This is a genomic window from Enterobacter sp. 148H3 (assembly GCF_034107425.1).
Lineage (GTDB): Bacteria > Pseudomonadota > Gammaproteobacteria > Enterobacterales > Enterobacteriaceae > Enterobacter > Enterobacter vonholyi.
Genome location: NZ_JAWNEI010000012.1, coordinates 115,911 through 141,168, shown reverse-complemented (window position 1 = coordinate 141,168; position 25,258 = coordinate 115,911). Strand labels below are relative to the sequence as shown.

The following is a 25,258-nucleotide window of genomic DNA, read 5'->3' as shown; positions in this document are numbered from 1 at the left end:
GATCTATTTATGTGTACAACTTTCTCATCAATTCTCGCCATTCAAAACAACCGAATTTCACAAATTAATATTGATTTTTACATTATGTTACATGTTTAACACTTGCTTTAAACTTCGTAAAAGCTAGATTGAAATTAGATGTACGAAATTGGTTTTATATTTACCTCCCCGTGGAGGTTATGGTCTGATTCTACACACAGCAGTGCAACATCTGTCAGTACTTCTGGTGTCCTCTTTTAAACAGGAGGACAGCTGCCAGGTGCCAAATAAAGTGGGGTTTCATCATGTATAATGAAGTCCATAGTTTACATGGTCATACATTACTGTTGATCACAAAACCTTCTCTGCAAGCGACAGCATTATTACAACATTTAAAGCAATCTTTATCACTGAACGGGAAATTGCATAATATTCAACGTTCTTTTGATGATATTGCACCTGGCAGCATCATTCTTTTCGATATGATGGAAGCGGATAAAAAACTTATCCATTACTGGCAAGATATTTTAAGCAGGAAAAACAACAATATCCGCGTGCTATTGTTGAATACGCCTGATGAATATCCTTTCAGAGATATTGAAAGCTGGCCGCATATCAATGGCGTGTTCTACGTCACAGAAGAAGAAGACCGGGTAGTTGAGGGTCTGCAAGGTATATTGCGCGGAGAGTGTTATTTTTCGCAAAAGCTTGCCAGTTATCTCATCACGCACTCGGGAAATTATCGTTATAACAGCTCAGAGTCAGCACTGCTCACGCACCGTGAGAAAGAGATCCTGAATAAGTTACGCATTGGTGCTTCAAATATTGAAATCGCCCGTTCGTTATTTATCAGCGAAAATACGGTAAAGACGCACCTTTATAATCTTTTCAAGAAGATAGCTGTAAAAAACAGAACTCAGGCTGTTTCGTGGGCAAACGATAACCTCAGGCGTTAATCACATGAAGCGCACGTTGAGTTGGATCGCCGCAGCGAGTTTCCTGCTCGCTGCCGGGAATCTGAAGGCCGTCGAGGTCGAAGTTCCCGGATTGTTAACAGACCACACTGTCTCATCGGTCGGGCACAGTTTTTACCGTGCCTTTAGTGATAAATGGGACAGTACTTATACCGGAAATATAACAATCAATGAGCGGCCCAGTGCACGATGGGGAAGTTGGATAACAATAACGGCTAATCAGTACGTTATTTATCAAACGTTTTTATTCCCCACAAAAATGGACTTCGATAAAAACGTAGCCCTGGCACTGGCACAATCAGAAGACGCTATTAATCGCCTGCAAATAGATAAAGCCCTATTAAGCACCAGCGATTTAGCAAAAGACGAGTTCTAGCGAACCGATATGCGGAGGCTGTCATGCGTATTGCATATGCAGTTGTTTCGATAATGCTGATAACACCCATAAGCTGGGCCGGAAACATGACGTTTCAGTTCCGTAACCCTAACTTTGGCGGTAACCCTAACAACGGCGCGTTCCTGCTGAATGAAGCTCAGGCGCAAAACTCCTATAAGGATCCCAGCTTAAAGGATTTTAGCATTGATACCCCGTCCGCACTGGACAACTTCACTCAAGCTATTCAGTCGCAGATTTTAGGTGGGTTACTGACCAACATTAATACCGGTAAACCCGGCCGGATGGTGACCAACGACTTTATCGTTGATATCGCCAACACTGACGGACAGCTTCAGTTGAACGTGACCGATCGTAAAACCGGAAGAATCTCCACCATTCAGGTTTCCGGTCTACAAAGTAATTCAACTGACTTTTAAACAATAGCTAAATAAGGACAACGATCATGCAGCGCTTCCTGATTTTTGTTGCAGTGTGCTTATTGAGCGGTTGTTTAACTGCTCCACCTAAAGAAGCTGCAAAACCTACATTAATGCCTCGGGCCCAGAGTTATCGTGATTTAACGCATTTACCTGCTCCAACGGGGAAAATATTTGTCTCCGTATACAACATTCAGGATGAAACCGGGCAATTCAAACCTTACCCGGCAAGTAACTTCTCCACGGCCGTGCCGCAAAGCGCCACCGCGATGCTGGTTACCGCGCTCAAGGATTCGCACTGGTTTATTCCCCTGGAACGTCAGGGTCTCCAGAACCTGTTGAATGAACGTAAAATCATTCGTGCAGCACAGGAAAATGGTACCGTCGCGGCCAATAACCGTACGCCTCTGGAATCTCTGGCGGCAGCGAACGTGATGATTGAAGGATCGATTATTGGCTACGAAAGTAACGTTAAATCGGGTGGAGCGGGCGCGCGGTATTTCGGTATCGGCGCGGATACCCAATACCAGCTCGACCAAATTGCCGTTAACCTGCGTGTGGTCAACGTCAGTACAGGCGAAGTGCTCTCTTCGGTGAACACCAGCAAAACCATACTGTCCTATGAAGTTCAGGCAGGGGTATTCCGCTTCATCGATTACCAGCGTTTGCTGGAGGGTGAAATTGGCTACACCTCCAACGAGCCGGTCATGATGTGTCTGATGTCAGCCATTGAAACCGGCGTGATCTTCTTAATCAACGACGGTATTGACCGCGGGCTGTGGGATCTGCAAAACAAAGCAGACGTGCAGAACCCGATACTGGTGAAATACCGCGATATGTCAGTCCCTCCGGAATCCTGACAGGAAGCGCATAAAAAAGGCGAGATGATCATCTCGCCTTTTTTTATTCGCTCACTGCCGTGACGTTTTGCGCTTTTTCCCGCCGCGACGCCAGCCAAAGACCACTGTTTTTCATGGCATAGCCAAACAGCAACCCCAGCACCAGTGAGGGGACCACCAGCTTCCAGTCACCCTGCCCTGCAAAGGTCGCACACGCCCCCATAAAGGTTCCAGGAACAAATGAAAGCAGCAGATGCTTAGCCTGGATGCACATTAAAAAGGCAACAACGCCCGTCATCACGTATCCCAGCATCTCCAGATGCGGCGCCAGCGCGCTGCCTTTCATGATCACCAGCGCCCAGATAACGCCGCTCATCAGGGTGCAGCCAGAGATAAAGAGCCCTTTGACGCCCCCCTGCGGGCAGGCGAAATAGGCCGTACAGCCAAGGAATCCGGCCCAGCTGAGTAATCCGAGAGACATGGCCACCCATCCCCAAAGCCCGGAGAGAATGCCCGTCGTTATTGCGATACAAAGTAATATGTTCATGGCGCGCATCTTAGCAGAAGCGCACCATAGAAATGCGATCAGAAGCACATTATGTGCAAATTGAAATGCGTAGTTGCAGAATTTATGTGATCTAAATCACTCTTCATTCTCTTCTTCCAGCTCATCCCACATCGCCGCGATCGCGTCGCGGGTCAGCGGTGCCAGCGTTCTCCAGAATGGCGAGGTAGCATGCGCTTCGACTTTACCAAGGAATGTTCCGACCCACGGCAGCAGGTACGTTTCGAACAGGGTTTCAATAGCTTCGTTCTCATCATCCCCGGCGTTGTCTTCGATCCAGGAGGCAGCAAGCAGCAGCGTACCGATATGATCCGCCGGCGTATCGCTCAGCGGCATACCGCGGGTGGAGAGGAAAGCGCGGACTTCGGCTTCCGTCGCCCCGTCCTGCCAGGCTGAGCGGTATGGCGAAACGCGGCACTCATCGCCGACAAACAGCGCATTGTAGTCCGTCGCAATCTGCTGCATGTCGCAGCTTTTTTGCAGACGTTCCAGTAAATCATCCTGTTCCAGCGGCCAGTTCTGCGCCAGTTTGCCTTCACGAATCAACGTAAAAAGCGGAACCAACAGCGGGTCTTGCGGCTGGCGATAATAGAGCGTACCCAGCACGCGGCAGAGGATGGAAAACTCGTTCATTTTTATTATTCCATTACACAATTAAAGATCGGCAAATTCGGCAATCGGCTCCATTCCGCGGGACTCAAGGAAATCGAGCATGCGGCGTGGGGTCACGTTCAGGATTTGCGCTTCCGGGAAGTTAACATCATTCAGCACTTTCAGGCACTCGCTGAAATCACCCAGCGTGAACGCGGTATGGGAATCTGAGCCCAACGCCACCATGCCGCCCGCATCACGCACGGCGGCCGCCACGGCGCGACAGTTGGCTTCACTGCCCTTACGCGAGTGAACAAAAGAGGAGTTATTAATCTCCAGCGCCACGCGGTGCTTCGCTGCCGCCTGCGCGACAGCCTGAATATCAATCGGATATTTTGGGTTACCGGGATGGCTGATAATGTGCACATTGCCGCTGGCAATGGTGGCAATCATCGCCGCGGTATTGGTCTCTTTATCCTGAGGAGCAAAAACCGGCTCATGGAAGCCGGCGAGGATAAGGTCAAGAGACGTCAGCATCGGGCCGGTGCAGTCGATCTCACCGTCGGTATTTTTGATGTTTGCCTCAATGCCGCGCAGTATCCCAATGCCGTCCACCAGACGTGGCCAGATCCGCATATTCACAAAATGCCAGTAGTGCGGCGCATCAGCCATATCCGGGCCATGATCGGTGATCGCGAACAGCTTGATGCCTTTAAGCTTCGCCTGGGCGATATAATCATGGAGGTTGCTATAAGCGTGGGTACTGGCGACGGTGTGCATATGCAGGTCAACGGGATACATCTCTCTCTCCTCTGCGGTTTTTCCAAAGGATAGCAGTTATCAGCGGCGAATATTAGCAAAAACCCGGCGAACGCCGGGTTTATCTCAGTAGCCGCGCTGTCTGTCGACCTGGCCGGTGACCGGGTTACCCTTTTCCAGTTCGCTGATGGTATGTGATATATACGCCACCGCTTCTGCCGGACGCGTCACGGCGGCCACGTGAGGGGTCATCGCGACGCGCGGGTGCGCCCAAAGCGGGCTTTCCGCGGGTAGCGGCTCACGGCTATAGACATCCAGCATGGCACCTTTAAGCTTTCCACTGTCCAGCGCCTTCAGCAGATCGGGCTCGACCAGATGCACCCCGCGCGCCAGGTTCATCAGGTAGCTCCGATCGACGAGCTGATTGAGCAACGCTTCATTAATGATACCGACCGTTTCCGCCGTATTGGGCAGCAGGTTGATGAGCACGCGCGTCCCGTTCAGAAAGGCCGGGAGTTCATCCGTCCCGGCAAAGCTCTCTACGCCCGGATAATCTTTGCGGCTGCGACTCCAGCAGCGCAGCGGAAAGCCCCACGGAGCAAGGGCTTCAGCCACTTTTGAGCCAAGCACGCCCGCGCCGAGGATGCCGATGGTAAAGTCTTCACGACGATAATCCGGCAGCGGCTCCCAGCGGGCCTGCTGTTTAAATGCCTGATAGTCATCAAAGCGGCGGAACCAGTGCAGAACCTGGCTCACGGCATATTCCTGCATCTGCTGGCCCATTCCGGTATCTTCCAGGCGGAACAGTGGAACGTCTTCCGGCAGCATTTCAGGGTGTGCCTTAAGTTTGCTCAGAATGGAATCCACGCCGGCTCCCAGGGCAAAAACGGCCTTCAGCTTGCGGCCCTGGAGCATTTCTACCGGAGGATGCCAGACCAGCGCATAGTCAGCATGTTCATTATCGCCGCGCTTCCACTCGCGTACGCGTGCGCCGGGCAGCGCCGCCGAAAGTGCGTCAATCCAGTAAGCGTTATCAAATGTAGGGTGATAGAAGAGAATATCCATGGTCATTCCTGCCTTTTATTGCGCTGTTTTGCTTTCATTTTCAAGTGGATTGTCAGCATAACAAATTTATAAGGAAACCGCGTTGCTGATAAAAGAGGCATTTTATGCACATTTAAGAATCATATTGCCTGAAGTTTGTCTAAACGCGCTAAATTACTGAAAAAGTGAGTTGACGGCAGTTCGGCTTTTCCTTACATTAGCGCCCGTCCCGTCAACAACGGGATGACAATATGGTGAGGTGTCCGAGTGGCTGAAGGAGCACGCCTGGAAAGTGTGTATACGGCAACGTATCGGGGGTTCGAATCCCCCCCTCACCGCCATATTTAAAGAAGAGCTCGCATGAAAATGCGGGCTTTTTTTTCGCATGTTGCCCGCATACAGGGGGGGGTTCAAACCTTGTGGCTCTGTGCGAAACTCATGTCGAGTGGCGCTGCGCTTACCCGACCCGGAAAAAACTACTCTTCCACCATCTTCGCATACTCTTCGGTCAGAAAATCCACCAGCGCCCTAACGGAGGGCAGCAAACCGCGTCTTGAAGGATAAACGGCGTGAATCACTTCCCGTCTGGGTTCCCATGCCTCAAGCACCCGGACCAGCTCACCGGACACAAGCTGCTCCTTCACCATCAAAATCGGCAACTGCACCACGCCAATACCTGCCATGGCGGCTTCACGCAGCGCGAGCATATCCGTACTGATCAAACGGGGATGGTAATGGATCTCCGCTTTCGCCCCGTCGGGTCCGGAAAGTGCCCACTTATGGTTGTGCTTTCCCTCCCCCATACTTAATCCAGGCCAGGCGCTGAGTTCAGACGGCATTGACGGTTCCCCCAGACGGGCAATCAACGCCGGGCTTGCCACCAGGCAATGCCCCCGGTCAGCCAGCACCCTTAACACCAGGTCACTGTCATCAAACGGACGCGGGCGTACGCGGATCGCGATATCCACGCCCTCTCCCACCAGATCTACCCGCCGGTTAGTCGCCTCAAGCTGAAGATTGATCCCGGGGTAGCGCGCCATAAATCTTGCCAGCATCGGACCAACGTGGACATGCAGTAAGGTTATCGGGCACGTGATCCTGACGATACCGCGCGGTTCGGCCTGCAGTGCCGCCACGGCTTCCTCGGCAGCCTCGGCCTCCACCATCATCGCTTTGCAGTGCTGATAGAACGTCTGGCCGACCTCGGTCACCGTAAAATGCCGGGTTGTTCTATGGATGAGCCGTACGCCAAGACGCTCTTCCAGCTGCGCTATCCGGCGGCTTAGCCTGGACTTTGGCAGGTCAAGCGCCCTTCCCGCCGCAGCAAAGCCACCGAAGTCCACCACCTTCACAAACCAGACAAAGTCATTGAGATCCTGCATAAAACCTCATCGTTCTATTTTCAGAACAGTGAATGCCATTTTCACTATCTACCGGGATATTGAACCTGAATATAAGCTAATTACATCAACAGAACATCAGGAGTTAATCATGAAAAACGTAACAGGCGTTTATACCGCTCCCCGCCAGCACTGGGTTGGCGATGGTTTCCCGGTCCGTTCAATGTTTTCTTATCAGACGCACGGCGAGCCGCTCAGCCCGTTCCTGCTGCTGGACTACGCGGGCCCATATACCTTTCCTGCTGATGGCGCGAAACGCGGCGTAGGCCAACACCCTCACCGGGGTTTTGAAACGGTCACTATCGTCTATGCCGGTGAAGTGGAGCATCGCGACTCCACGGGTAAAGGCGGCGTCATTGGTCCCGGCGACGTGCAGTGGATGACCGCAGGGGCAGGCATTTTGCACGAGGAGTTCCACTCCAGCGCGTTCTCACAGAAAGGCGGGGAACTGAAAATGATGCAGCTTTGGGTCAACCTGCCGGCGAAAGACAAGATGGCGGCACCGGGCTACCAGAGCATCACGAAAGCCGACATCCCGGTGGTGACGCTGCCGGATAACAGCGGTTCGCTGCGAGTTATTGCCGGTCGCTACGACACGGTGACAGGCCCGGCGCACACCTTCTCGCCGCTTAACGTCTGGGACATCGCGCTGAACCAGGGATGCCATCTGACGCTCAATAAGCCTGAAGGCTGGAGCACGGCGCTGGTCGTGCTTGAAGGCAACATCACGGTGAACGGTGCAACTCAGGCGGGTGAAGCCCAGCTGGTCGTATTGAGTCAGGAAGGTGACAAACTACACCTGGAGGCGAACAGCGATGCAAAAGTGCTGTTGATGGCCGGCGAGCCGCTGAATGAACCGATCGCGGGCTATGGCCCGTTTGTGATGAACACTAAGAGTGAAATCAATGAAGCCATTCGTGATTTCAATTCCGGCCGCTTCGGCCAGATCTGAACGTAATAAAGGAGGACTGCCGCTGTGATCTCCGAGATCCAGCGCCCGCTTAAACCGTGAAGTTCTCGATTCGCAGCGTTAATCCCCTGCTCCACGGCGAAAAACCGTGGAGCTGATTATTGCTTAACCGAACAGGCACTAAAGCTGAAAATCTGCTTGACCGTGTCAGCGCAACTCCCTATAGTAGCGCCCCGTTGCCCCCCAAGCGGTCAGGCAGCAAAACAATATGGTGAGGTGTCCGAGTGGCTGAAGGAGCACGCCTGGAAAGTGTGTATACGGCAACGTATCGGGGGTTCGAATCCCCCCCTCACCGCCATATTTAAGATGAGAGCTCGTACGAAAGTACGGGCTTTTTTCTTTTATATTCTCCGAAAAGGGGGGATGAGAATCCCCGACCGGGGTTCGACAACTGGCGCAGCCAGTTGGACAGACTGTGAGCGCAGCGAACAGGCTGCCCGCACAAAATCAAAGCCCGGTTTCCCGGGCCTTGAACGCAACAGCAAACTCAGTAATACGCTTGCAGCGTGCGCTGGCAGAGCGCCGATCGCACGCAGTCCTCTTTGGTGAAACGTACCACCCCAATCATCTCATCTTCCTCAAAACGTGACATGGCGTCGCTCAGTCCGGATTTAACGCCGGACGGCAGGTCACACTGGGTAATATCGCCGTTAACGATAACCGTCACGTTCTCCCCGAGGCGCGTTAAAAACATCTTCATTTGCGCAGCGGTCACGTTCTGAGCCTCGTCAAGAATGACGACCGCATTTTCAAATGTACGTCCGCGCATATAGGCGAACGGCGCGATTTCCACCTTGCCAATCTCTGGCCGCAGGCAGTACTGCATGAAGGATGCACCCAGCCGCTTCACCAGCACGTCATAGACGGGCCTGAAGTACGGGGCAAACTTCTCCGAAATATCACCGGGCAAGAAGCCGAGATCTTCATCAGCCTGCAGTACCGGACGGGTAACAATGATTCTTTCCACGTCCTTATGGATCAGCGCTTCCGCCGCTTTGGCTGCACTGATCCAGGTTTTCCCGCATCCGGCTTCACCGGTTGCAAAGATGAGCTGTTTACTCTCGATAGCATTCAGGTAGTGCGCCTGAGCCTCATTGCGCGCCACAATTGGAGAATTATCACGGCTGTCTCGGGCCATGCCAATTGCTTCTACGCCACTCATCTGCACAAGCGAGGTGACCGATTCTTCTTCACGCTGTTTATGGCTACGTGAATCCCGTCTCAGCACACGTTTTGCTTCGCGACGAGCTTTGATCACTGCTTTTTGTCTTCCCATGGATAGCACCTTGAGTTGTTGGTATTCATCACACGCGCCAGCGTCGGCACGATTATGCGCACGAACATCAGAGGGTTGGCTTCCTTGTAAGCCATTGCTTGCACTATCGGATGACGATACGGAACAGCTACGCGCACCGTTCTGCACGTCGGTCGAATCAGATTCTTGAGGGAGGGGGGAAAATTTAGTGGTGAGGAAATCGCTGCCGGAGTCTGAGCCTCCGCGCCGGGTGCTGCGGTTGTTATGTTTACCTTGTCCAGTACAGGACGCAACCATTCGCGATCTCCATAGTGATTCAGCATCACTGCCGGGAACTACCGCTGTCTTATCTTAAGTACATCAGGAGTTATCATAAATGCAACATTTATTTTACCTGAATGCAACTTTTAGGACTGTCCCTACAGTTGAAATCAGTCTCATATAGAAATATTACAGAAATATAACAGCAGGATAGTCATATGAAAAAATAATGTCCCTGCGAATCGTCGCAGGGACAATTATCAGGCTTCAATAAGACTCTGAGCGAGATACGCGCTGCTGTCGCGCACGCCCGGCAGGGCAAAGAAATAGCCTCCGCCGATAGGTTTAATGTACTCTTCCAGCGCCTCTCCGTTTAAGCGCTTCTGCACGGTGAGGAAGCCCTTTTCCAGATCGTGCTGGTAGCAGACGAACAGCAGCCCCATATCGAGCTGACCGGAGTTAGTCACGCCGAGCGAGTAGCTGTATCCCCGACGCATCATCAGACTGGACTGCGTCTCTTTGGTGCGAGGATTGGCCAGACGAATGTGGCTGTCCAGCGCAATCACATCGCCATTAGGATCGCTGGCGTAGTCGGGCACGTCATGCTCGTTCTTCATGCCGAGCGGCGCGCCGCTTTGCTTATCGCGACCGAAGATCGTCTGCTGCTCTTTGAGCGGCGTGCGGTCCCAGAACTCCACGTGGAACTGGATAATCCTCACCGCCTGGTAGCTGCCGCCCACCGCCCATGCCGGTTCGCCCTGATCGGCAGTGACCCACACCACCTCCTTCATGAGCGCACCATCGCGGCTGTCCGGGTTGGCCGTGCCGTCCTTGAAGCCCAGCAGGTTCACCGGGGTCTCTTTCCCCTTGCTGCGGGCGGCGTGGTCCGAGATAAACCCTTCCCGCTTCCAGCGCACGCTTAGCAGATCCGGCGTGTGCTTGATGATGTCGCGCAGGGCGTGGATCACCGTATCCTGGGTGTTGGCACAAATTTGCAGAAGCAGGTCGCCATGACACAGCGCAGCGTCCAACGAGTCATTCGGGAAACGCGTCATTTTCTGCAGCGCTTTCGGCTTCTGTTTTGCCAGCCCATAGCGTGTATCAAACAGCGATTCCCCCAGCGAAACGGTAATGGTCAGGTTGTCAGGGGCGATAAACGGCCCCAGAATGCCGGAGTCCATTGGCGGCAGACGCGGGTTCGGCGTATCGGGCGCCGGTCCACCGGCGGTGAGAAACGCAATGCGCTTCGTCAGCAGGCGGAACAGACGTTCCAGATCGGCTTTATCGCTGGCCAGCGAATCAAAGGCCACCAGCATCATCGACGCCTGCTGCGGCGTCAGGATGCCCGCCTGATGCTCGCCATAAAACGGCTGCGTCTCCATGCGGGCATTGGGTGACAGCGTGCCGGGCGCGCTTTGCGGTTTCGCCGCGTGCGCTACCGGACACCCGCCAGCCAGAGCAAGCGCGCCCCCCAGCGCCCCTACCCCTTTTAACAACCGACGACGGGAAGGCTCAACCACGTCGTTCTCGCTATGCTTATTCATCGTGCTTAGTCCAGACCCAGTACGCCACGCAGCAGGGAGAGATCTTCCGCCAGGGCGGTAATCGGGCCTTTCAGCGCGTTACGGTCAGCGTCGGTCAGCTTGTCGTAGGTCTCAAACCCGTCTTTGGTGCGGTACTTCGCCAGGATGGTGTCGACTTTTTTGAAGTTGGCATCCACCTTGCCCAGCAGCTCGCCGTTCTCTTTCTGCAGCTGAGGACGCAGGAGGTTAACGATTTTCTGCGCGCCGTCGACGTTGGCCTGGAAGTCCCACAGGTCGGTATGGCTGTAGCGATCTTCTTCGCCGCTGATTTTGCTCGCGGCTACTTCTTCAATCAGGCCGGCCGCGCCGCCCACCACTTTTGACGGCGGGAAGGCCAGCTCGCTGATGCGCTTTTGCAGCTCCAGCACGTCGCCGTTCAGCTGCTCAGCGTATTTCTCCATCCCTTTGGTGGAGTTGTCGCCAAACAGGGCTTTCTCCAGACGGTGGAAACCGGTGAATTTCGGATCGGCGGCCTTCTGCTCGAAATCATCTTCGCGGGCGTCGATGCTGCCATCAAGGTCAGAGAACAGCTCGGCGATCGGCTCGATACGCTCGTAGTGCTGACGTGTTGGCGCATAGAGGGATTTCGCTTTTTCGATGTCACCGGCCTTCACCGCATCGGTAAAGGCTTTGGTTGCCGCTGCCAGATCTGCCGTCTCTTTCGTGACGTACGCTTTATACGCGGTAATCGCATCGCCCAGGCTCAGCACCGCAGCGCCTTTCGCCGCATCGGCCGTCGCTTCACCTTTGACGATCAGCTTCCCTTTAGGGTTGGTCAGCAGGCCGCAGGTCATCTCATACTCGCCCGGCTGCAGGTTGGCGGTCATCTTCTGGCTGAAGCCAGGAGCGATATTTTCACGCTCTTCCACCACCAGAACGCCTTTCAGGATCTCCCATTCCAGCGCCTTCTGGCTGTGGTTCTGAATAATAAACTGGGTTTTGCCGCTGTTCACCGTGAGGGTCATCGGCTCACACTGCTTATCATTAACGGTGACTTTAACCTGAGGAACATCCGCGCCCCAGGCGGAGAATGCAGAAGCGAACAGCGCGGCAATGCCTGCGCATAACGCACTACGACGGAACTGAATTGCCATGACTCTTCCCTTTAAAAAGTATGTTGTAACTAAATCAACTATTATGGCGTAACGCGAGACGCCTGCGTGCCGGTACGCGGCGGCATTGCGAACAGCACCAGCGCCGGAACCAGATAGATAAAGTAAATCGCCACTTCGCTGACGCTCGGCGTTTCCTGATAGCCGAAGATACCTTCGAGCAGAGTGCCGGTCAGAGAGTGCGTGGAGAGCACGTTGCTAAGGTCGAACGCGACGTCCTGGAAGTGGTTCCACAGGCCCGCTTCATGGAAGGCGCGAATCGCCCCTGCCGCCAGCCCTGCCGCCACCAGCAGAATAAACAGGCTGGTCCACTTGAAGAAAGCGCCCAGGTTCAGGCGGATACCGCCCCAGTACAGCAGGAAACCAAGCACCACGGCCGTGGCGAGACCCAGCATGGCCCCGAGCGGCGGCCAGATCCCCACATCCTGCTGAAACGCCGCCAGCAGGAAGAAAACAGACTCCAGGCCTTCACGCGCGACGGCGAAAAAGACCATCATAATGAGCGCCCAGCCGTGGTTGTTCCCCTTCTGCAGGGCATTGTCCACCGCCTGCTCCAGCTGCACCTTCACGTTACGCGAGACTTTACGCATCCAGAACACCATCCAGGTGAGGATCACCACCGCAATCACGGCGACGATACCTTCAAACAGCTCCTGCTCTTTCTGCGGGAACTCGCCGGTGGTTTCGTTGATGAGGACACCTAAGCCCAGGCAGAGCGCCGCGGCAAGGAATACCCCGACCCACATGACGCCAATCCAGCGTCCGCGCTGGGTTCGCTTCAGATAACTGGCGATGAGGCTCACGATAAGGGCGGCTTCGAGCCCTTCACGTAACATAATGAGAAATGGAACAAACATGCCGACACCTTAAATGTTTATCGCGGTCAACTGATGCAAAGAAAGGTAAATTCTTGTGATAGTGATTATCATTACGGCGAAAAGAAAAACAAGCGAAATGTGCGGTGTTTTGATGACGAGTTGTAAACGCCCAGCCTGATAATAGTTACATACGTTACGTTCAACTTTATAAGTTATAACGAAAATGCCCATTTACGCTGATTCAGGGCTGTGGCTAAATATCCGCCTCAAACACCTGGTGAAAATAAATTATGTTTAAAATTGTCCATTTCCTGCTGGCGCTGGTTATTATTCTCGCGCTTGCCTGGCTGGTAAGTTTCGACCGCCGAAAAATTCGCATTCGTTTTGTTTTACAGCTGATTGTCATTGAAATTGCCCTGGCGTTCTTTTTCCTGCACGCCGAAAGCGGGTTATTCCTGATTAAATACGTTTCGGGATTTTTTGAGTCACTGCTCAAATTTGCTGGCGAAGGCACCAATTTCGTCTTTGGCGGTATGGGTGAAAAAGGGCTGGCGTTCATTTTCCTCGGCGTGCTTTGCCCAATTATTTTTATTTCCGCGCTGATTGGTATTCTTCAGCACTGGCGGATCCTGCCGATTTTTATTCGGGTGATCGGTACGCTGCTGTCGAAACTGAACGGCATGGGTAAGCTGGAATCCTTTAACGCGGTTAGCTCGCTGATACTCGGCCAGTCGGAAAACTTCATTGCCTACAAGGGCGTGCTGGGGGATCTCTCTTCCCGTCGTCTCTTCACCATGGCAGCCACGGCGATGTCGACGGTCTCCCTGTCGATTGTCGGGGCGTATATGACCATGCTCGATGCTAACTTTGTCGTCGCGGCGCTGATTCTGAACATGTTCAGCACCTTTATTATTCTTTCGGTCATCAACCCGGCACGCCCGGAAGCGGAGCCGGATATCAAGCTGGAAAAACTGCATGAATCGCAGAGCTTCTTCGAAATGCTCGGCGAGTATATTCTGGCCGGTTTTAAAGTGGCGATGATTATTCTGGCGATGCTGATTGGCTTTATCGCGCTTATTAGCGCCGTTAACGCCCTCTTCTCTAGCGTATTTGGCATGAGTTTCCAGCAGATTCTGGGCTATGTATTTTATCCCCTGGCGTGGCTGGTGGGTATTCCGCTGGGTGACGCCCTGAACGCGGGCAGTATTATGGCGACTAAGCTGGTGGCGAATGAATTTGTGGCGATGATTGAGCTGCAAAAAATCGCTCATCAGATGTCCCCGCGCGGGCTAGGGATTTTATCCGTCTTCCTGGTGTCGTTCGCGAACTTCGCATCCATCGGCATTGTGGCCGGAGCGATTAAGGGTCTTAACGAGCAGCAGGGGAACGTGGTGTCGCGTTTCGGCCTGCGTCTGGTGTATGGAGCAACGCTGGTAAGTTTACTGTCGGCGAGCTTTGCGGGGTTGGTGCTCTGATGCAATGCCGGGTGGCGCTTCGCATACCCGGCCTACAAAACAACAACGGCGGGAATTCCCGCCGTTTTCATTAAAACTGCACGCACACCGGCTGGTCGACACGCATCACCGACTCCTGCGCGAAGCGTGACTTATAAATCCCGCGCAACGCTTCGATGTTCTTCTCGCTCTGCGCATCTTTTCCATGTATCAGCATCAACGCCTTGCTCGGCTCGCGCGCCACTTTCCCGTCGTTCCCCAGCCATTGCCCGCGCGCATCAAACACCGTTAAGCCATCGCGAAAGCGTGGCGTCACGTCCTGGTCAACAAACTGCTGCCACTCGTTGCTGGTAATCTGTGCCCCGGCAGGACGGTTTAAGCCGAAATAGAGCGTGGTTTGCTGCATCTGGTTATCCGCTTTGCAGGTCTCCACCGCCGCATGCTGCGATGGCGCGTTGCAGCCCGCCAGCATCAATAATGCCGCCGCCATTAACCCTGTTTTGATTGTCATGCTTCGCTATCCTCATTGTTATAAGCACATGGATATCACAGGAAATTACGGATTTTGGCAAGAAAAAAGCCGGGTGGCGCTTGCGCTCACCCGGCCTGTATTGTGCAGCGAGAAAAATTATTCTGCCTGAAGCTTAGACGGCGGCGCAGTGTGGTAATGCGCGTCGGCTTCCGCAAAGCGTTTCTGCATGGAGGCAGACGGCGCTTTACCCAGCAGGCTAAACACCACGATACCGATGCTGCCGAAGATGAAGCCAGGAATGATTTCGTACAGGCCCAGCCAGGCGAACTGTTTCCAGACGATAACGGTCACCGCACCGATAATCATTCCCGCCAGCGCGCCGTTACGGGTCATACGGGACCACATGACGGAGAACAGGACGACCGGACCAAATGCCGCACCGAAGCCCGCCCACGCGTAGCTAACAAGACCCAGCACGCGGTTCTCCGGGTTAGCCGCCAGCGCAATCGCCACCAGCGCTACCGCCAGCACCATGAAGCGCCCGACCCACACCAGCTCTTTCTGGCTTGCGTTTTTACGCAGGAAGGCTTTATAGAGGTCTTCGGTGATCGCACTGGAGCAGACCAGCAGCTGGCAGCTCAGGGTGGACATCACCGCCGCCAGGATCGCGGAGAGCAGAATACCGGCAATCCACGGGTTAAACAGAATCTGCGCCAGCTCAATGAACACGCGTTCGGCGTTCTGGTTCACCGCACCCGCCTGCGCCGGGTTGTTGCTGAAGTAGGCGATACCGAAGAAGCCAACAGCGCACGCACCCGCCAGACACAGGATCATCCACGTCATACTGATGCGACGGGCATGTACGATGGTGTGGTGAGAATCCGCCGCCATAAAGCGCGCCAGAATGTGCGGCTGACCGAAGTAGCCCAGACCCCAGCCCATCAGAGAGACGATGGCCACGAAGTTCAGCCCTTTCAGCATGTCGACGTTTTCAATGCTCTTCTGCTTGATCACTTCCAGCGATTCGCCAAAGCCGCCAACGGTGAAAATCACAATCACCGGGGTCAGGATCAGGGCGAAGATCATCAGGCTCGCCTGCACGGTGTCGGTCCAGCTTACCGCCAGGAACCCGCCCACGAAGGTATAGAGAATGGTCGCAGCGGCACCGGCCCACAGAGCGGTTTCGTAGCTCATGCCGAAGGTGCTTTCGAACAGGCGCGCGCCGGCCACGATGCCGGAGGCGCAGTAGATGGTGAAGAACAGCAGGATAACCACCGCAGAGATAATACGCAGGATGCGGCTGTTATCTTCAAAACGTCCGGTGAAGTAATCCGGCAGCGTCAGGGCGTTGTTATTGGCTTCGGTATGCACGCGCAGACGGCCTGCCACCAGCTTCCAGTTGATCCACGCGCCGACGGTCAAACCGATTGCGATCCAGCTTTCCGAGATACCGGAGATGAAAATCGCACCGGGCAGCCCCATCAGCAGCCAGCCGCTCATGTCGGATGCGCCCGCAGAGAGTGCGGTCACCATCGGGCCTAAACTGCGTCCGCCCAGAATGTAGTCGTCAAAGTTCTTTGTAGAACGCCACGCCAAAAACCCTATCAGGATCATGCCAAAAATATAAACGAGAAATGTCACCAGCATCGGTGTGCTAATAGCCATTCAAATTCTCCAAAAGTGTCGAGCGACAACCGTCCGGGTTGCCTTGTTATATGATCACCGGAACGAGGTGACGGTATCTTGTGTTTCGGTTGGGCGCGCTATCCTGCCGTATGCGCCCTCCGCTGACAAACGATTTAACACTGCATTTACATCAATTTCATCCCCGGTTTGATACGAGTTTCCTATAGGTTGCACTCGCTCACGCTTTTACGGGTTGCACCTTTGAAAAGTGTTAACTTCCGCATAAAACCAGGCTTTCCGCGACAAAGCCAGCACGTTTTTCCAGCTAACCATTCGTTAACAATCCATTCATTTTCTGGGTTGCAAACCAGGTCACATTTAACACGGTTGCACAAAGTTGCAACATGGAGGATATTTCACGCTATCTACAGAACGCTATTACAGAACAACAGGAGCTTTGGCATGGGTATGACCACCATGGGGGTTAAGCTGGATGACGCGACCCGCGAACGGATTAAGACCGCAGCAACCCGCATTGACCGCACGCCGCACTGGTTAATTAAGCAGGCGATTTTTAACTATCTCGAAAGACTCGAGAGCGACGAGGGCCTGCCGGAGCTGCCTGCCCTGCTCGCCGGCGCCGCCAATGAAAGCGAGGACGCGCCGGCCGCTGGCGACGAAAGCCATCAGCCGTTCCTTGAATTTGCCGAGCAGATCCTGCCGCAGTCCGTCAGCCGCGCCGCCATTACCGGCGCCTACCGCCGCGCCGAAACCGACGCCGTGCCGATGCTGCTGGAGCAGGCTCGCCTGCCGGAAGCCATTGCCGCACAGGCGCACAGCCTGGCGTATCAGTTAGCCGACAAGCTGCGCAACCAGAAAACCGCCACCGGCCGCGCCGGAATGGTTCAGGGTTTGCTGCAGGAGTTCTCCCTCTCCTCTCAGGAAGGCGTGGCGCTGATGTGCCTGGCGGAAGCGCTGCTGCGTATTCCGGATAAAGCCACCCGCGACGCGCTGATCCGCGACAAGATCAGCAACGGCAACTGGCATTCGCACATTGGCCGCAGCCCGTCGCTGTTCGTTAACGCGGCAACCTGGGGCCTGCTGTTTACCGGCAAACTGGTTTCGACCCATAACGAAGCCAACCTGTCACGCTCCCTGAACCGCATCATCGGCAAGAGCGGCGAGCCGCTGATCCGCAAGGGCGTGGACATGGCGATGCGTCTGATGGGCGAACAGTTTGTGACCGGGGAAACCATTGCCGAAGCGCTGGCGAACGCCCGCAAGCTGGAAGACAAAGGTTTCCGCTATTCGTACGACATGCTCGGTGAAGCGGCCCTGACCGCCGCCGACGCGCAGGCCTACATGGTTTCTTACCAGCAGGCGATCCACGCCATCGGTAAAGCGTCCAACGGTCGCGGTATTTATGAAGGCCCGGGCATCTCGATTAAGCTCTCCGCCCTGCACCCGCGCTACAGCCGCGCGCAGTACGACCGGGTGATGGAAGAGCTCTACCCGCGCCTGAAATCCCTGACCCTGCTGGCGCGCCAGTATGACATCGGCATTAACATCGACGCCGAAGAGGCCGACCGTCTGGAGATCTCCCTCGATCTGCTGGAAAAACTGTGCTTCGAGCCGGAGCTGGCAGGCTGGAACGGGATTGGCTTCGTTATCCAGGCCTACCAGAAGCGCTGCCCGTTCGTCATTGATTACTTGATTGACCTTGCCAGCCGCAGCCGCCGTCGCCTGATGATCCGTCTGGTGAAAGGCGCCTACTGGGACAGCGAAATCAAACGCGCCCAGATGGAAGGTCTGGAAGGCTACCCGGTCTATACCCGCAAGGTTTACACCGACGTCTCTTACCTCGCCTGTGCGAAAAAGCTGCTCGGCGTGCCAAACCTGATCTTTCCGCAGTTCGCTACCCATAACGCCCACACCCTGGCGGCGATCTACAGTCTGGCCGGGCAAAACTACTATCCAGGCCAGTACGAGTTCCAGTGCCTGCACGGCATGGGTGAACCGCTTTACGAGCAGGTCACAGGTAAAGTGGCGGACGGCAAGCTAAACCGCCCGTGCCGTATCTATGCTCCGGTGGGCACGCACGAAACCCTGCTGGCGTACCTGGTTCGTCGTCTGCTGGAAAACGGCGCGAACACCTCCTTCGTTAACCGCATCGCTGACACCACGCTGCCGCTGGACGAGCTGGTGGCCGACCCGGTACAGGCCGTTGAGAAGATGGCCGCGCAGGAAGGCCAGATTGGTCTGCCGCATCCAAAAATTGCCCTGCCGCGCGAGCTGTACGGCAAAGGCCGCGTCAACTCGGCGGGTCTGGATCTCGCCAACGAACACCGTCTGGCGTCCCTCTCCTCTGCCCTGCTCAACAGCGCGCTGCAGAAGTGGCAGGCCAAACCGATGCTGGAGCAGCCCGTTGATGACGGCGACATGCAGCCGGTCATCAACCCGGCAGAGCCAAAAGATATCGTCGGCTACGTGCGTGAAGCGACAGAAGAGGAAGTGGATCAGGCGCTGGACAGTGCGGTGAATAACGCCCCTATCTGGTTCGCCACGCCGCCGCAGGAGCGCGCCGCCATTCTGGAACGCGCGGCGGTGCTGATGGAAGATCAGATGCAGTCGCTCATCGGCATTCTGGTGCGCGAAGCGGGTAAAACCTTCAGCAACGCCATCGCCGAAGTACGCGAGGCCGTCGACTTCCTGCACTACTATGCCGGTCAGGTGCGCGATGATTTCGATAACGAAACCCACCGTCCGCTGGGTCCGGTCGTCTGTATCAGCCCGTGGAACTTCCCGCTGGCGATCTTCTCCGGCCAGATTGCCGCCGCCCTGGCCGCAGGCAACAGCGTGCTGGCAAAACCGGCAGAGCAGACCCCGCTGATTGCCGCGCAGGGCATCAACATTCTTCTGGAGGCAGGCGTACCGGCGGGCGTGGTCCAGCTGCTGCCGGGCCGCGGTGAAACCGTGGGCGCCAAACTGACCTCCGATAACCGCGTGCGCGGCGTGATGTTTACTGGTTCGACCGAAGTGGCCTCGCTGCTGCAGCGCAACATTGCCACCCGTCTGGATGCGCAGGGTCGTCCTACGCCACTCATCGCGGAAACCGGCGGCATGAACGCCATGATCGTTGACTCCTCCGCCCTCACCGAGCAGGTGGTGGTTGACGTCCTGGCCTCCGCCTTCGACAGCGCCGGTCAGCGCTGCTCCGCCCTGCGCGTGCTGTGCCTGCAGGATGACGTGGCAGACCACACGCTGAAGATGCTGCGCGGCGCGATGGCCGAATGCCGCATGGGCAACCCGGGCCGTCTCACCACCGACATTGGGCCGGTGATCGACGCGGAAGCCAAAGCCAATATTGAAAACCACATTCAGAGCATGCGCGCGAAAGGCCGCCCGGTGTTCCAGGCGGTGCGCGAGAACAGCGAAGACGCCCGCGAGTGGCGGACCGGCACCTTTGTGCCACCAACGCTGATTGAGCTGGCAAGCTTTGACGAGCTGAAAAAAGAGGTCTTCGGTCCGGTACTGCACGTGGTGCGCTACAACCGTAACAACCTCAACGAGCTGGTTGAGCAGATCAACGCCTCCGGCTATGGCCTGACGCTCGGCGTGCATACCCGTATCGACGAGACCATTGCGCAGGTGACCGGCAGCGCCAAAGTGGGCAACCTGTACGTTAACCGCAACATGGTTGGCGCGGTCGTGGGCGTACAGCCGTTCGGCGGTGAAGGCCTTTCCGGCACCGGTCCGAAAGCGGGCGGTCCGCTCTACCTGTACCGTCTGCTGGCGAACCGTCCGGAGAACGCGCTGGGCGTCACCCTGGCTCGCCAGGATGCGGAGTATCCGGTCGATGCACAGCTGAAAACCGTACTGACCCAGCCGCTGGAGGCGCTGATCGCCTGGGCGGAAAAACGTCCTGAACTGCGTGCTGTCGCACAGCAGTACGGCGAGCTGGCGCAGGCCGGTACGCAGCGTCTGCTTCCGGGACCAACCGGCGAGCGCAACACCTGGACGTTGATGCCGCGCGAGCGCGTGCTGTGCGTGGCGGATAACGAGCAGGACGCGCTGGTACAGCTGGCCGCCGCCATGGCAACCGGCTGTGAAGTGCTGTGGCCGGAAGATGCTCTGCATCGCGATCTCGCCAAACAGCTGCCGAAGGCGGTCTCGGCCCGCATTCGCTTTGCGAAAGCCGATATCCTGCTGACACAGCCGTTTGATGCGGTGATCTACCACGGTGATTCCGATCAGCTGCGCGAGCTGTGCGAGCAGGTTGCGGCCCGCAGCGGGGCGATTGTTTCGGTGCAGGGCTTTGCGCGCGGGGAAACCAACCTGCTGCTGGAGCGTCTGTATGTGGAGCGCTCGCTCAGCGTCAACACCGCGGCGGCGGGCGGTAACGCCAGTCTGATGACAATAGGTTAACGCTGTGCTAATAAGGCTCCGGAGACGGAGCCTTATTTTATTGGGGAATATATGAAACGATATCTTATCGCCTGTGCAGCGCTGCTGCTGAGCGCCAGCGCGCTGGCCGACGAGTGCGACAAAGCGACCACCCAGCTTGAACTGAATACCTGTAGCGCGCAGCAGTACCAGGCTGCCGATAAAAAGCTCAACCAGACGTACCAGGCGGCCGTTAAGCGTGCGGCAGCCCCTCAGCGAGATCTGCTGAAAAAAGCGCAGCAGGCGTGGATTACCCTGCGCGATGCGGACTGCGCGTTTATCGGTTCGGGTACGGAAGGCGGGAGCGTCCAGCCAATGATTGTTAACCAGTGCCTGGCGGAAAAAACCGTGGAGCGCGAAGCGTTTCTGGCCTCGCTGATGCAGTGTGAAGAGGGCGACTTAAGCTGCCCTCTCCCACCGGGGAACTAGCGCAAGCGGATCCCTTCAATAATCATCCGCTGCACGTTTTCCAGGGTGCTGTGGAAAAACGCTTCGTCCTGGAGCGTTTTTCCGGTCACCGCCTCGACCTGGGCCGCAAAGTCAGCGTAATGCTGGGTGGAGGCCCAAATCATAAAGATCAAATGATGCGGATCGACCGGGGCCAGCTTTCCGCTGGCAACCCATCCGGCAATAATGGCCGACTTGTCGTCCACCAGCTGTTTTAAATCTCCGGTTAGCTCCGCCTGCAACAGCGGCGCGCCCTGCAGCATCTCAAGACAAAACAGCCGTGATGCCTGCGGGTAATCGCGCGACACCTCCAGCTTCAGGCGAATGTACTCCTTGATCGCTACCAGCGGGGCCAGCTCTTCGCGAAACGCTTTCAGCGGCGCCAGCCAGATATCGAGGATCTGCTGCATCACCGCGACATACAGCGCCTCTTTCGACGGGTAATAGTAGAGCAGATTGGTTTTGGATACCCCGGACTGCTCCGCCACCTGCTCCAGGCGCGTGCCGTGAATGCCAAACTGCGAAAACGTCTCCAGCGCCGCGCTGAGGATCGCCTGCTTCTTGGCGCTCACCGCCTGCGAACGTTTACCTGGTGTTTTCACTGCGCCTTGTGTCATTCCCGCTCTCCTTATTCTGCGTTGCCCTCAGCATAGCAAAACCCCCGTCTCGCCACGACATCCTGCACTCCGATCGCGCATGAATGCCTGTTTTCTGTGCAATGTTTTTGACCAGTTAGTCCACATTTAGCTGCATCAATCCACCAACTTCTGATTAACACATTAATAACATAGCCATTTTCAAAACTGGCACTGCCTTTGCAAAATCACCGTTACACCTGCGACGTAATGAAGAGAGGTTCGTGATGAAAATTGGCGTATTTGTACCCATCGGCAACAACGGCTGGCTTATCTCGACCACTGCACCGCAATACATGCCGACCTTTGAGCTCAATAAAGCCATCGTGCAGAAAGCGGAGCACTACCATTTCGACTTTGCGCTTTCGATGATCAAGCTGCGCGGCTTTGGCGGCAAAACCGAATTCTGGGATCACAACCTGGAGTCCTTCACTCTGATGGCTGGGCTGGCGGCAGTCACCTCGCGGATCCAGATCTACGCCACCGCCGCCACGCTTACCCTGCCCCCGGCGATCGTCGCGCGCATGGCATCCACCATTGACTCCATCTCCGGCGGACGCTTTGGCGTCAACCTGGTTACCGGCTGGCAAAAACCCGAGTACGAGCAGATGGGGCTCTGGCCGGGTGACGATTACTTCTCGCGTCGCTACGACTACCTGACCGAATACGTGCAGGTTCTGCGCGACCTGTGGGGTACCGGCAAAAGCGATTTTAAGGGTGACTTCTTCACCATGAACGACTGTCGCGTCAGCCCGCAGCCGTCGGTGCCGATGAAGGTGATTTGCGCCGGACAGAGCGACGCGGGGATGGAATTCTCCGCCAAATACGCCGACTTCAACTTCTGCTTCGGTAAAGGCGTTAACACGCCTGCCGCCTTCGCCCCGACCGCCGCTCGCATGAAAGAGGCCGCCGACAAAACCGGGCGCGACGTGGGCTCCTACGTGCTGTTCATGGTGATAGCAGACGAAACCGACGACGCCGCGCGCGCGAAATGGGAGCGCTATAAGGACGGCGCCGACGAGGAGGCCCTGAGCTGGCTTACCGAGCAGAGCCAGAAGGATACCCGCTCCGGCGCAGACACAAACGTGCGCCAGATGGCCGACCCGACCTCTGCCGTCAATATCAACATGGGCACGCTGGTCGGCTCGTACGCCAGCGTCGCCAGAATGCTTGACGAAGTGGCGGCCGTGCCCGGTGCGGAAGGCGTCCTCCTGACCTTCGATGATTTCCTCACCGGCGTGGAAACCTTCGGCGAGCGCATCCAGCCGCTGATGCAGTGCCGCGCCCACGTTCCTGCCGTCACGAAGGAGGTGGCATAATGACGACCCTTAACGCACGCCCGGAAGCCATTACCTTCACGCCACAGCAGAGCGCGCTGATCGTGGTGGACATGCAAAACGCCTACGCCAGCCAGGGCGGCTATCTGGACCTGGCGGGCTTCGACGTCACCGCTACGCAGCCGGTGATCGCGAACATTAAAACCGCCGTCGCCGCCGCGCGCGCTGCGGGCATGCTCATCATCTGGTTCCAGAACGGCTGGGATGACCAGTACGTCGAGGCCGGTGGCCCCGGCTCGCCCAACTTCCACAAGTCGAACGCCCTGAAAACCATGCGCAAACGGCCCGAACTGCAGGGCAAGCTGCTGGCGAAAGGCGGCTGGGATTATCAGCTGGTGGATGAGCTGGTCCCGCAGGCGGGTGATATCGTCCTGCCCAAACCGCGCTACAGCGGCTTTTTCAACACGCCTCTCGACAGCCTGCTGCGCAGCCGGGGCATTCGCCACCTGGTCTTCACCGGCATTGCCACCAACGTCTGCGTGGAGTCGACCCTGCGCGACGGCTTTTTCCTCGAGTATTTTGGCGTGGTGCTGGAAGACGCGACCCATCAGGCCGGGCCGGAATTCGCCCAGAAGGCGGCCCTGTTCAATATCGAAACCTTTTTTGGCTGGGTCAGCAGCGTCACCGAGTTCTGCGACGCCCTGAATCCCCCGCTCGCCCGTATCGCCTGAGGAGACATCTGATGCCGAAATCCGTAATCATCCCGCCGGGCACCAGCACGCCCATCGCCCCGTTTGTCCCCGGCACCCTTGCCGACGGCGTGGTGTATGTCTCAGGCACGCTGCCGTTTGATAAAGACAACAACGTGGTGTTTATCAACGACCCAAAGGCGCAAACCCGCCACGTGCTGGAGACGATCAAAACCGTGATCGAAACGGCGGGTGGCACGATGGAGGACGTGACCTTCAACAGCATCTTTATCACCGACTGGAAAAACTACGCCGCGATTAACGAAATCTACGCCGAGTTCTTCCCCGGCGATAAGCCAGCCCGGTTCTGCATTCAGTGCGGCCTGGTGAAGCCGGAGGCGCTGGTTGAGATCGCCACCGTTGCGCACATCGCGAAGTGAGGCAGGCATGAAACTTTCCGTCTCACCGTCCCCGTATGAGGGTGCGCCCGTGGTGGTCCTTATTGCCGGGCTCGGCGGCAGCGGCAGCTACTGGCTGCCACAGCTGGCCGCGCTGGAGCCGGAATATCAGGTGGTGTGCTATGACCAGCGTGGAACGGGCAATAACCCCGACGTCCTGCCGGAAGGGTACAGCCTTGCAGAGATGGCGGACGAACTGGACCAGGCGCTGGCTGAGGCCGGAATTGCACGCTACAGCGTCGTCGGCCACGCGCTGGGGGCGCTGGTCGGCCTGCAGCTGGCCCTCGACAGGCCCGACGCCCTCACCGCGCTGGTGTGCGTCAACGGCTGGCTGACCCTCAACGCCCACACCCGCCGCTGCTTTCAGATCCGCGAGCGCCTGCTGCATTACGGTGGCCCACAGGCGTGGGTTGAGGCGCAGCCGCTGTTTCTCTACCCGGCAGACTGGATGGCCGCTCGCGCGCCCCGCCTGGAGGCCGAAGAAGCGCTGGCGCTGGCCCATTTTCAGGGAAAAGCCAACCTGCTGCGCCGGCTCAGCGCCCTGAAAAAGGCCGACTTCAGCCGCCATGCGGCGCGCATCCGCTGCCCGGTCCAGATCATCTGTTCCGCCGACGACATGCTGGTGCCCTCTGTCTGCTCGTCTGAACTGCAGGCTGCGATCCCGAACAGCCACAGCGCGGTGATGCGCCAGGGCGGGCATGCCTGCAACGTCACCGAGCCGGACACCTTTAACACCCTGCTGCTGAACGGGCTGGCCAGCCTGCTGCACAGCCCTGAACCCGCTTTATAAGGAG

24 protein-coding genes and 2 tRNA genes are annotated in these 25,258 nt (G+C 56.4%); 14 read left to right on the top strand and 12 right to left on the bottom strand.

The features are described 5' to 3' along the window. Nucleotides 1–284 precede the first annotated feature (284 nt). Genes csgD through csgG form a run of 4 tightly spaced genes read left to right on the top strand, consistent with a single transcriptional unit; the run spans nucleotide 285 to nucleotide 2,626 of the window. Nucleotides 285–935, top strand: a complete 651-nt coding sequence (gene csgD / locus USH94_RS17680) for a biofilm master transcriptional regulator CsgD (protein WP_021240790.1) — start codon at nucleotides 285–287, stop codon at nucleotides 933–935. Nucleotides 936–939: 4 nt separating this feature from the next. Continuing rightward, nucleotides 940–1,329, top strand: a complete 390-nt coding sequence (gene csgE, locus USH94_RS17675) for a curli production assembly/transport protein CsgE (RefSeq protein ID WP_008500845.1) — start codon at nucleotides 940–942, stop codon at nucleotides 1,327–1,329. Between the two features lie 23 nt (nucleotides 1,330–1,352). Further along, entirely contained in the window at nucleotides 1,353–1,766 is a 414-nt protein-coding gene (gene csgF, locus USH94_RS17670) for a curli production assembly/transport protein CsgF (RefSeq protein ID WP_023311106.1), read from the top strand. 26 nt (nucleotides 1,767–1,792) lie between these two features. Next, nucleotides 1,793–2,626: a curli production assembly/transport protein CsgG gene (gene csgG / locus USH94_RS17665; protein WP_021240792.1), complete on the top strand. Its 834-nt coding sequence runs from the start codon at nucleotides 1,793–1,795 to the stop codon at nucleotides 2,624–2,626. Nucleotides 2,627–2,669: 43 nt separating this feature from the next. Here csgG and USH94_RS17660 read toward each other — a convergent pair whose 3' ends face one another. From USH94_RS17660 to ghrA, 4 genes are all read right to left on the bottom strand, one after another. After that, nucleotides 2,670–3,152, bottom strand: a complete 483-nt coding sequence (locus USH94_RS17660) for a DUF1097 domain-containing protein (RefSeq protein ID WP_146749032.1) — start codon at nucleotides 3,150–3,152, stop codon at nucleotides 2,670–2,672. Between the two features lie 96 nt (nucleotides 3,153–3,248). After that, nucleotides 3,249–3,803, bottom strand: coding sequence for a molecular chaperone (locus tag USH94_RS17655; protein ID WP_033145180.1), 555 nt, complete (start codon nucleotides 3,801–3,803; stop codon nucleotides 3,249–3,251). Between the two features lie 21 nt (nucleotides 3,804–3,824). After that, nucleotides 3,825–4,562 (bottom strand): phosphatase, encoded by a 738-nt coding sequence (locus USH94_RS17650; protein ID WP_111964482.1) that lies wholly within the window; start codon nucleotides 4,560–4,562, stop codon nucleotides 3,825–3,827. 84 nt (nucleotides 4,563–4,646) lie between these two features. Then, nucleotides 4,647–5,585, bottom strand: a complete 939-nt coding sequence (ghrA, locus tag USH94_RS17645) for a glyoxylate/hydroxypyruvate reductase GhrA (protein ID WP_111964483.1) — start codon at nucleotides 5,583–5,585, stop codon at nucleotides 4,647–4,649. A gap of 232 nt (nucleotides 5,586–5,817) precedes the next feature. Between ghrA and USH94_RS17640 the strand changes: the two genes are divergently transcribed. After that, a tRNA-Ser gene (locus tag USH94_RS17640) sits at nucleotides 5,818–5,905 on the top strand. A gap of 135 nt (nucleotides 5,906–6,040) precedes the next feature. On the opposite strand, the gene USH94_RS17635 is transcribed toward USH94_RS17640, so the two are convergent. Further along, nucleotides 6,041–6,946 (bottom strand): LysR family transcriptional regulator, encoded by a 906-nt coding sequence (locus USH94_RS17635; protein WP_111964484.1) that lies wholly within the window; start codon nucleotides 6,944–6,946, stop codon nucleotides 6,041–6,043. 109 nt (nucleotides 6,947–7,055) lie between these two features. Here USH94_RS17635 and USH94_RS17630 point away from each other — a divergent pair, with 109 nt between their 5' ends. Continuing rightward, nucleotides 7,056–7,916, top strand: coding sequence for a pirin family protein (locus USH94_RS17630; protein WP_111964485.1), 861 nt, complete (start codon nucleotides 7,056–7,058; stop codon nucleotides 7,914–7,916). 228 nt (nucleotides 7,917–8,144) lie between these two features. After that, nucleotides 8,145–8,232: transfer RNA gene (locus USH94_RS17625), tRNA-Ser, on the top strand. Between the two features lie 189 nt (nucleotides 8,233–8,421). Here USH94_RS17625 and phoH read toward each other — a convergent pair. The 4 genes from phoH to efeU all read right to left on the bottom strand — a co-directional run bounded on the left by phoH (nucleotide 8,422) and on the right by efeU (nucleotide 13,002). Next, nucleotides 8,422–9,210: a phosphate starvation-inducible protein PhoH gene (gene phoH, locus USH94_RS17620; protein WP_024908976.1), complete on the bottom strand. Its 789-nt coding sequence runs from the start codon at nucleotides 9,208–9,210 to the stop codon at nucleotides 8,422–8,424. 500 nt (nucleotides 9,211–9,710) lie between these two features. Continuing rightward, complete coding sequence (gene efeB, locus USH94_RS17615) at nucleotides 9,711–10,994, bottom strand: iron uptake transporter deferrochelatase/peroxidase subunit (protein WP_111964487.1); 1,284 nt, start codon at nucleotides 10,992–10,994, stop codon at nucleotides 9,711–9,713. A gap of 5 nt (nucleotides 10,995–10,999) precedes the next feature. Then, a complete protein-coding gene (gene efeO, locus USH94_RS17610; RefSeq protein ID WP_111964488.1) occupies nucleotides 11,000–12,127 on the bottom strand; it encodes an iron uptake system protein EfeO in 1,128 nt (375 codons plus the stop codon). Between the two features lie 41 nt (nucleotides 12,128–12,168). Continuing rightward, entirely contained in the window at nucleotides 12,169–13,002 is an 834-nt protein-coding gene (gene efeU, locus USH94_RS17605) for an iron uptake transporter permease EfeU (protein ID WP_111964489.1), read from the bottom strand. 251 nt (nucleotides 13,003–13,253) lie between these two features. Between efeU and USH94_RS17600 the strand changes: the two genes are divergently transcribed. Beyond that, nucleotides 13,254–14,438: a NupC/NupG family nucleoside CNT transporter gene (locus USH94_RS17600; protein WP_111964490.1), complete on the top strand. Its 1,185-nt coding sequence runs from the start codon at nucleotides 13,254–13,256 to the stop codon at nucleotides 14,436–14,438. 70 nt (nucleotides 14,439–14,508) lie between these two features. Here USH94_RS17600 and USH94_RS17595 read toward each other — a convergent pair whose 3' ends face one another. Then, nucleotides 14,509–14,928, bottom strand: a complete 420-nt coding sequence (locus USH94_RS17595; RefSeq protein ID WP_032648964.1) for a DUF3574 domain-containing protein — start codon at nucleotides 14,926–14,928, stop codon at nucleotides 14,509–14,511. Between the two features lie 117 nt (nucleotides 14,929–15,045). After that, nucleotides 15,046–16,554 carry a sodium/proline symporter PutP gene (gene putP, locus USH94_RS17590; protein ID WP_111964491.1) on the bottom strand — a complete coding sequence of 503 codons (1,509 nt, stop codon included), beginning with the start codon at nucleotides 16,552–16,554 and terminating at the stop codon, nucleotides 15,046–15,048. Between the two features lie 423 nt (nucleotides 16,555–16,977). On the opposite strand from putP, the gene putA reads away from it, so the two are divergent. Both putA and USH94_RS17580 read left to right on the top strand, forming a co-directional pair. Continuing rightward, entirely contained in the window at nucleotides 16,978–20,940 is a 3,963-nt protein-coding gene (gene putA, locus USH94_RS17585; RefSeq protein WP_111964492.1) for a trifunctional transcriptional regulator/proline dehydrogenase/L-glutamate gamma-semialdehyde dehydrogenase, read from the top strand. Between the two features lie 51 nt (nucleotides 20,941–20,991). Continuing rightward, nucleotides 20,992–21,387, top strand: coding sequence for a lysozyme inhibitor LprI family protein (locus USH94_RS17580; protein WP_111964493.1), 396 nt, complete (start codon nucleotides 20,992–20,994; stop codon nucleotides 21,385–21,387). Here the strand turns inward: USH94_RS17580 and rutR are convergent. Then, the gene (gene rutR, locus USH94_RS17575) at nucleotides 21,384–22,022 is read right to left on the bottom strand and encodes an HTH-type transcriptional regulator RutR (RefSeq protein ID WP_008499819.1); all 639 of its coding nucleotides are present in this window, start codon (nucleotides 22,020–22,022) and stop codon (nucleotides 21,384–21,386) included. The genes USH94_RS17580 and rutR overlap by 4 nt on opposite strands. Before the next feature lie 245 nt (nucleotides 22,023–22,267). On the opposite strand from rutR, the gene rutA reads away from it, so the two are divergent. Genes rutA through rutD form a run of 4 tightly spaced genes read left to right on the top strand, consistent with a single transcriptional unit; the run spans nucleotide 22,268 to nucleotide 25,254 of the window. Then, nucleotides 22,268–23,359, top strand: a complete 1,092-nt coding sequence (rutA, locus tag USH94_RS17570; RefSeq protein WP_111964494.1) for a pyrimidine utilization protein A — start codon at nucleotides 22,268–22,270, stop codon at nucleotides 23,357–23,359. Beyond that, on the top strand, nucleotides 23,359–24,048 hold the full coding sequence (gene rutB, locus USH94_RS17565) for a pyrimidine utilization protein B (RefSeq protein ID WP_111964495.1): 690 nt from the start codon (nucleotides 23,359–23,361) through the stop codon (nucleotides 24,046–24,048). The genes rutA and rutB overlap by 1 nt, the downstream gene beginning before the upstream one ends. 11 nt (nucleotides 24,049–24,059) lie before the next feature. Next, nucleotides 24,060–24,446, top strand: a complete 387-nt coding sequence (gene rutC, locus USH94_RS17560; RefSeq protein WP_010429508.1) for a pyrimidine utilization protein C — start codon at nucleotides 24,060–24,062, stop codon at nucleotides 24,444–24,446. A gap of 7 nt (nucleotides 24,447–24,453) precedes the next feature. Next, nucleotides 24,454–25,254 carry a pyrimidine utilization protein D gene (gene rutD / locus USH94_RS17555; protein WP_111964496.1) on the top strand — a complete coding sequence of 267 codons (801 nt, stop codon included), beginning with the start codon at nucleotides 24,454–24,456 and terminating at the stop codon, nucleotides 25,252–25,254. Nucleotides 25,255–25,258: the final 4 nt, after the last annotated feature.

Coding starts and splice junctions, on each gene's coding strand:
- rutB (WP_111964495.1), top strand. CDS start 23,359: ATGACGACCCTTAACGCACGCCCGGAAGCCATTACCTTCACGCCACAG.
- putP (WP_111964491.1), bottom strand. CDS start 16,554: ATGGCTATTAGCACACCGATGCTGGTGACATTTCTCGTTTATATTTTT.
- USH94_RS17635 (WP_111964484.1), bottom strand. CDS start 6,946: ATGCAGGATCTCAATGACTTTGTCTGGTTTGTGAAGGTGGTGGACTTC.
- rutD (WP_111964496.1), top strand. CDS start 24,454: ATGAAACTTTCCGTCTCACCGTCCCCGTATGAGGGTGCGCCCGTGGTG.
- USH94_RS17630 (WP_111964485.1), top strand. CDS start 7,056: ATGAAAAACGTAACAGGCGTTTATACCGCTCCCCGCCAGCACTGGGTT.
- USH94_RS17595 (WP_032648964.1), bottom strand. CDS start 14,928: ATGACAATCAAAACAGGGTTAATGGCGGCGGCATTATTGATGCTGGCG.
- csgE (WP_008500845.1), top strand. CDS start 940: ATGAAGCGCACGTTGAGTTGGATCGCCGCAGCGAGTTTCCTGCTCGCT.
- csgF (WP_023311106.1), top strand. CDS start 1,353: ATGCGTATTGCATATGCAGTTGTTTCGATAATGCTGATAACACCCATA.
- rutA (WP_111964494.1), top strand. CDS start 22,268: ATGAAAATTGGCGTATTTGTACCCATCGGCAACAACGGCTGGCTTATC.
- rutR (WP_008499819.1), bottom strand. CDS start 22,022: ATGACACAAGGCGCAGTGAAAACACCAGGTAAACGTTCGCAGGCGGTG.
- csgD (WP_021240790.1), top strand. CDS start 285: ATGTATAATGAAGTCCATAGTTTACATGGTCATACATTACTGTTGATC.
- csgG (WP_021240792.1), top strand. CDS start 1,793: ATGCAGCGCTTCCTGATTTTTGTTGCAGTGTGCTTATTGAGCGGTTGT.
- efeB (WP_111964487.1), bottom strand. CDS start 10,994: ATGAATAAGCATAGCGAGAACGACGTGGTTGAGCCTTCCCGTCGTCGG.
- USH94_RS17650 (WP_111964482.1), bottom strand. CDS start 4,562: ATGTATCCCGTTGACCTGCATATGCACACCGTCGCCAGTACCCACGCT.
- putA (WP_111964492.1), top strand. CDS start 16,978: ATGGGTATGACCACCATGGGGGTTAAGCTGGATGACGCGACCCGCGAA.
- efeU (WP_111964489.1), bottom strand. CDS start 13,002: ATGTTTGTTCCATTTCTCATTATGTTACGTGAAGGGCTCGAAGCCGCC.
- efeO (WP_111964488.1), bottom strand. CDS start 12,127: ATGGCAATTCAGTTCCGTCGTAGTGCGTTATGCGCAGGCATTGCCGCG.
- USH94_RS17655 (WP_033145180.1), bottom strand. CDS start 3,803: ATGAACGAGTTTTCCATCCTCTGCCGCGTGCTGGGTACGCTCTATTAT.
- rutC (WP_010429508.1), top strand. CDS start 24,060: ATGCCGAAATCCGTAATCATCCCGCCGGGCACCAGCACGCCCATCGCC.
- USH94_RS17600 (WP_111964490.1), top strand. CDS start 13,254: ATGTTTAAAATTGTCCATTTCCTGCTGGCGCTGGTTATTATTCTCGCG.
- ghrA (WP_111964483.1), bottom strand. CDS start 5,585: ATGGATATTCTCTTCTATCACCCTACATTTGATAACGCTTACTGGATT.
- phoH (WP_024908976.1), bottom strand. CDS start 9,210: ATGGGAAGACAAAAAGCAGTGATCAAAGCTCGTCGCGAAGCAAAACGT.
- USH94_RS17660 (WP_146749032.1), bottom strand. CDS start 3,152: ATGAACATATTACTTTGTATCGCAATAACGACGGGCATTCTCTCCGGG.
- USH94_RS17580 (WP_111964493.1), top strand. CDS start 20,992: ATGAAACGATATCTTATCGCCTGTGCAGCGCTGCTGCTGAGCGCCAGC.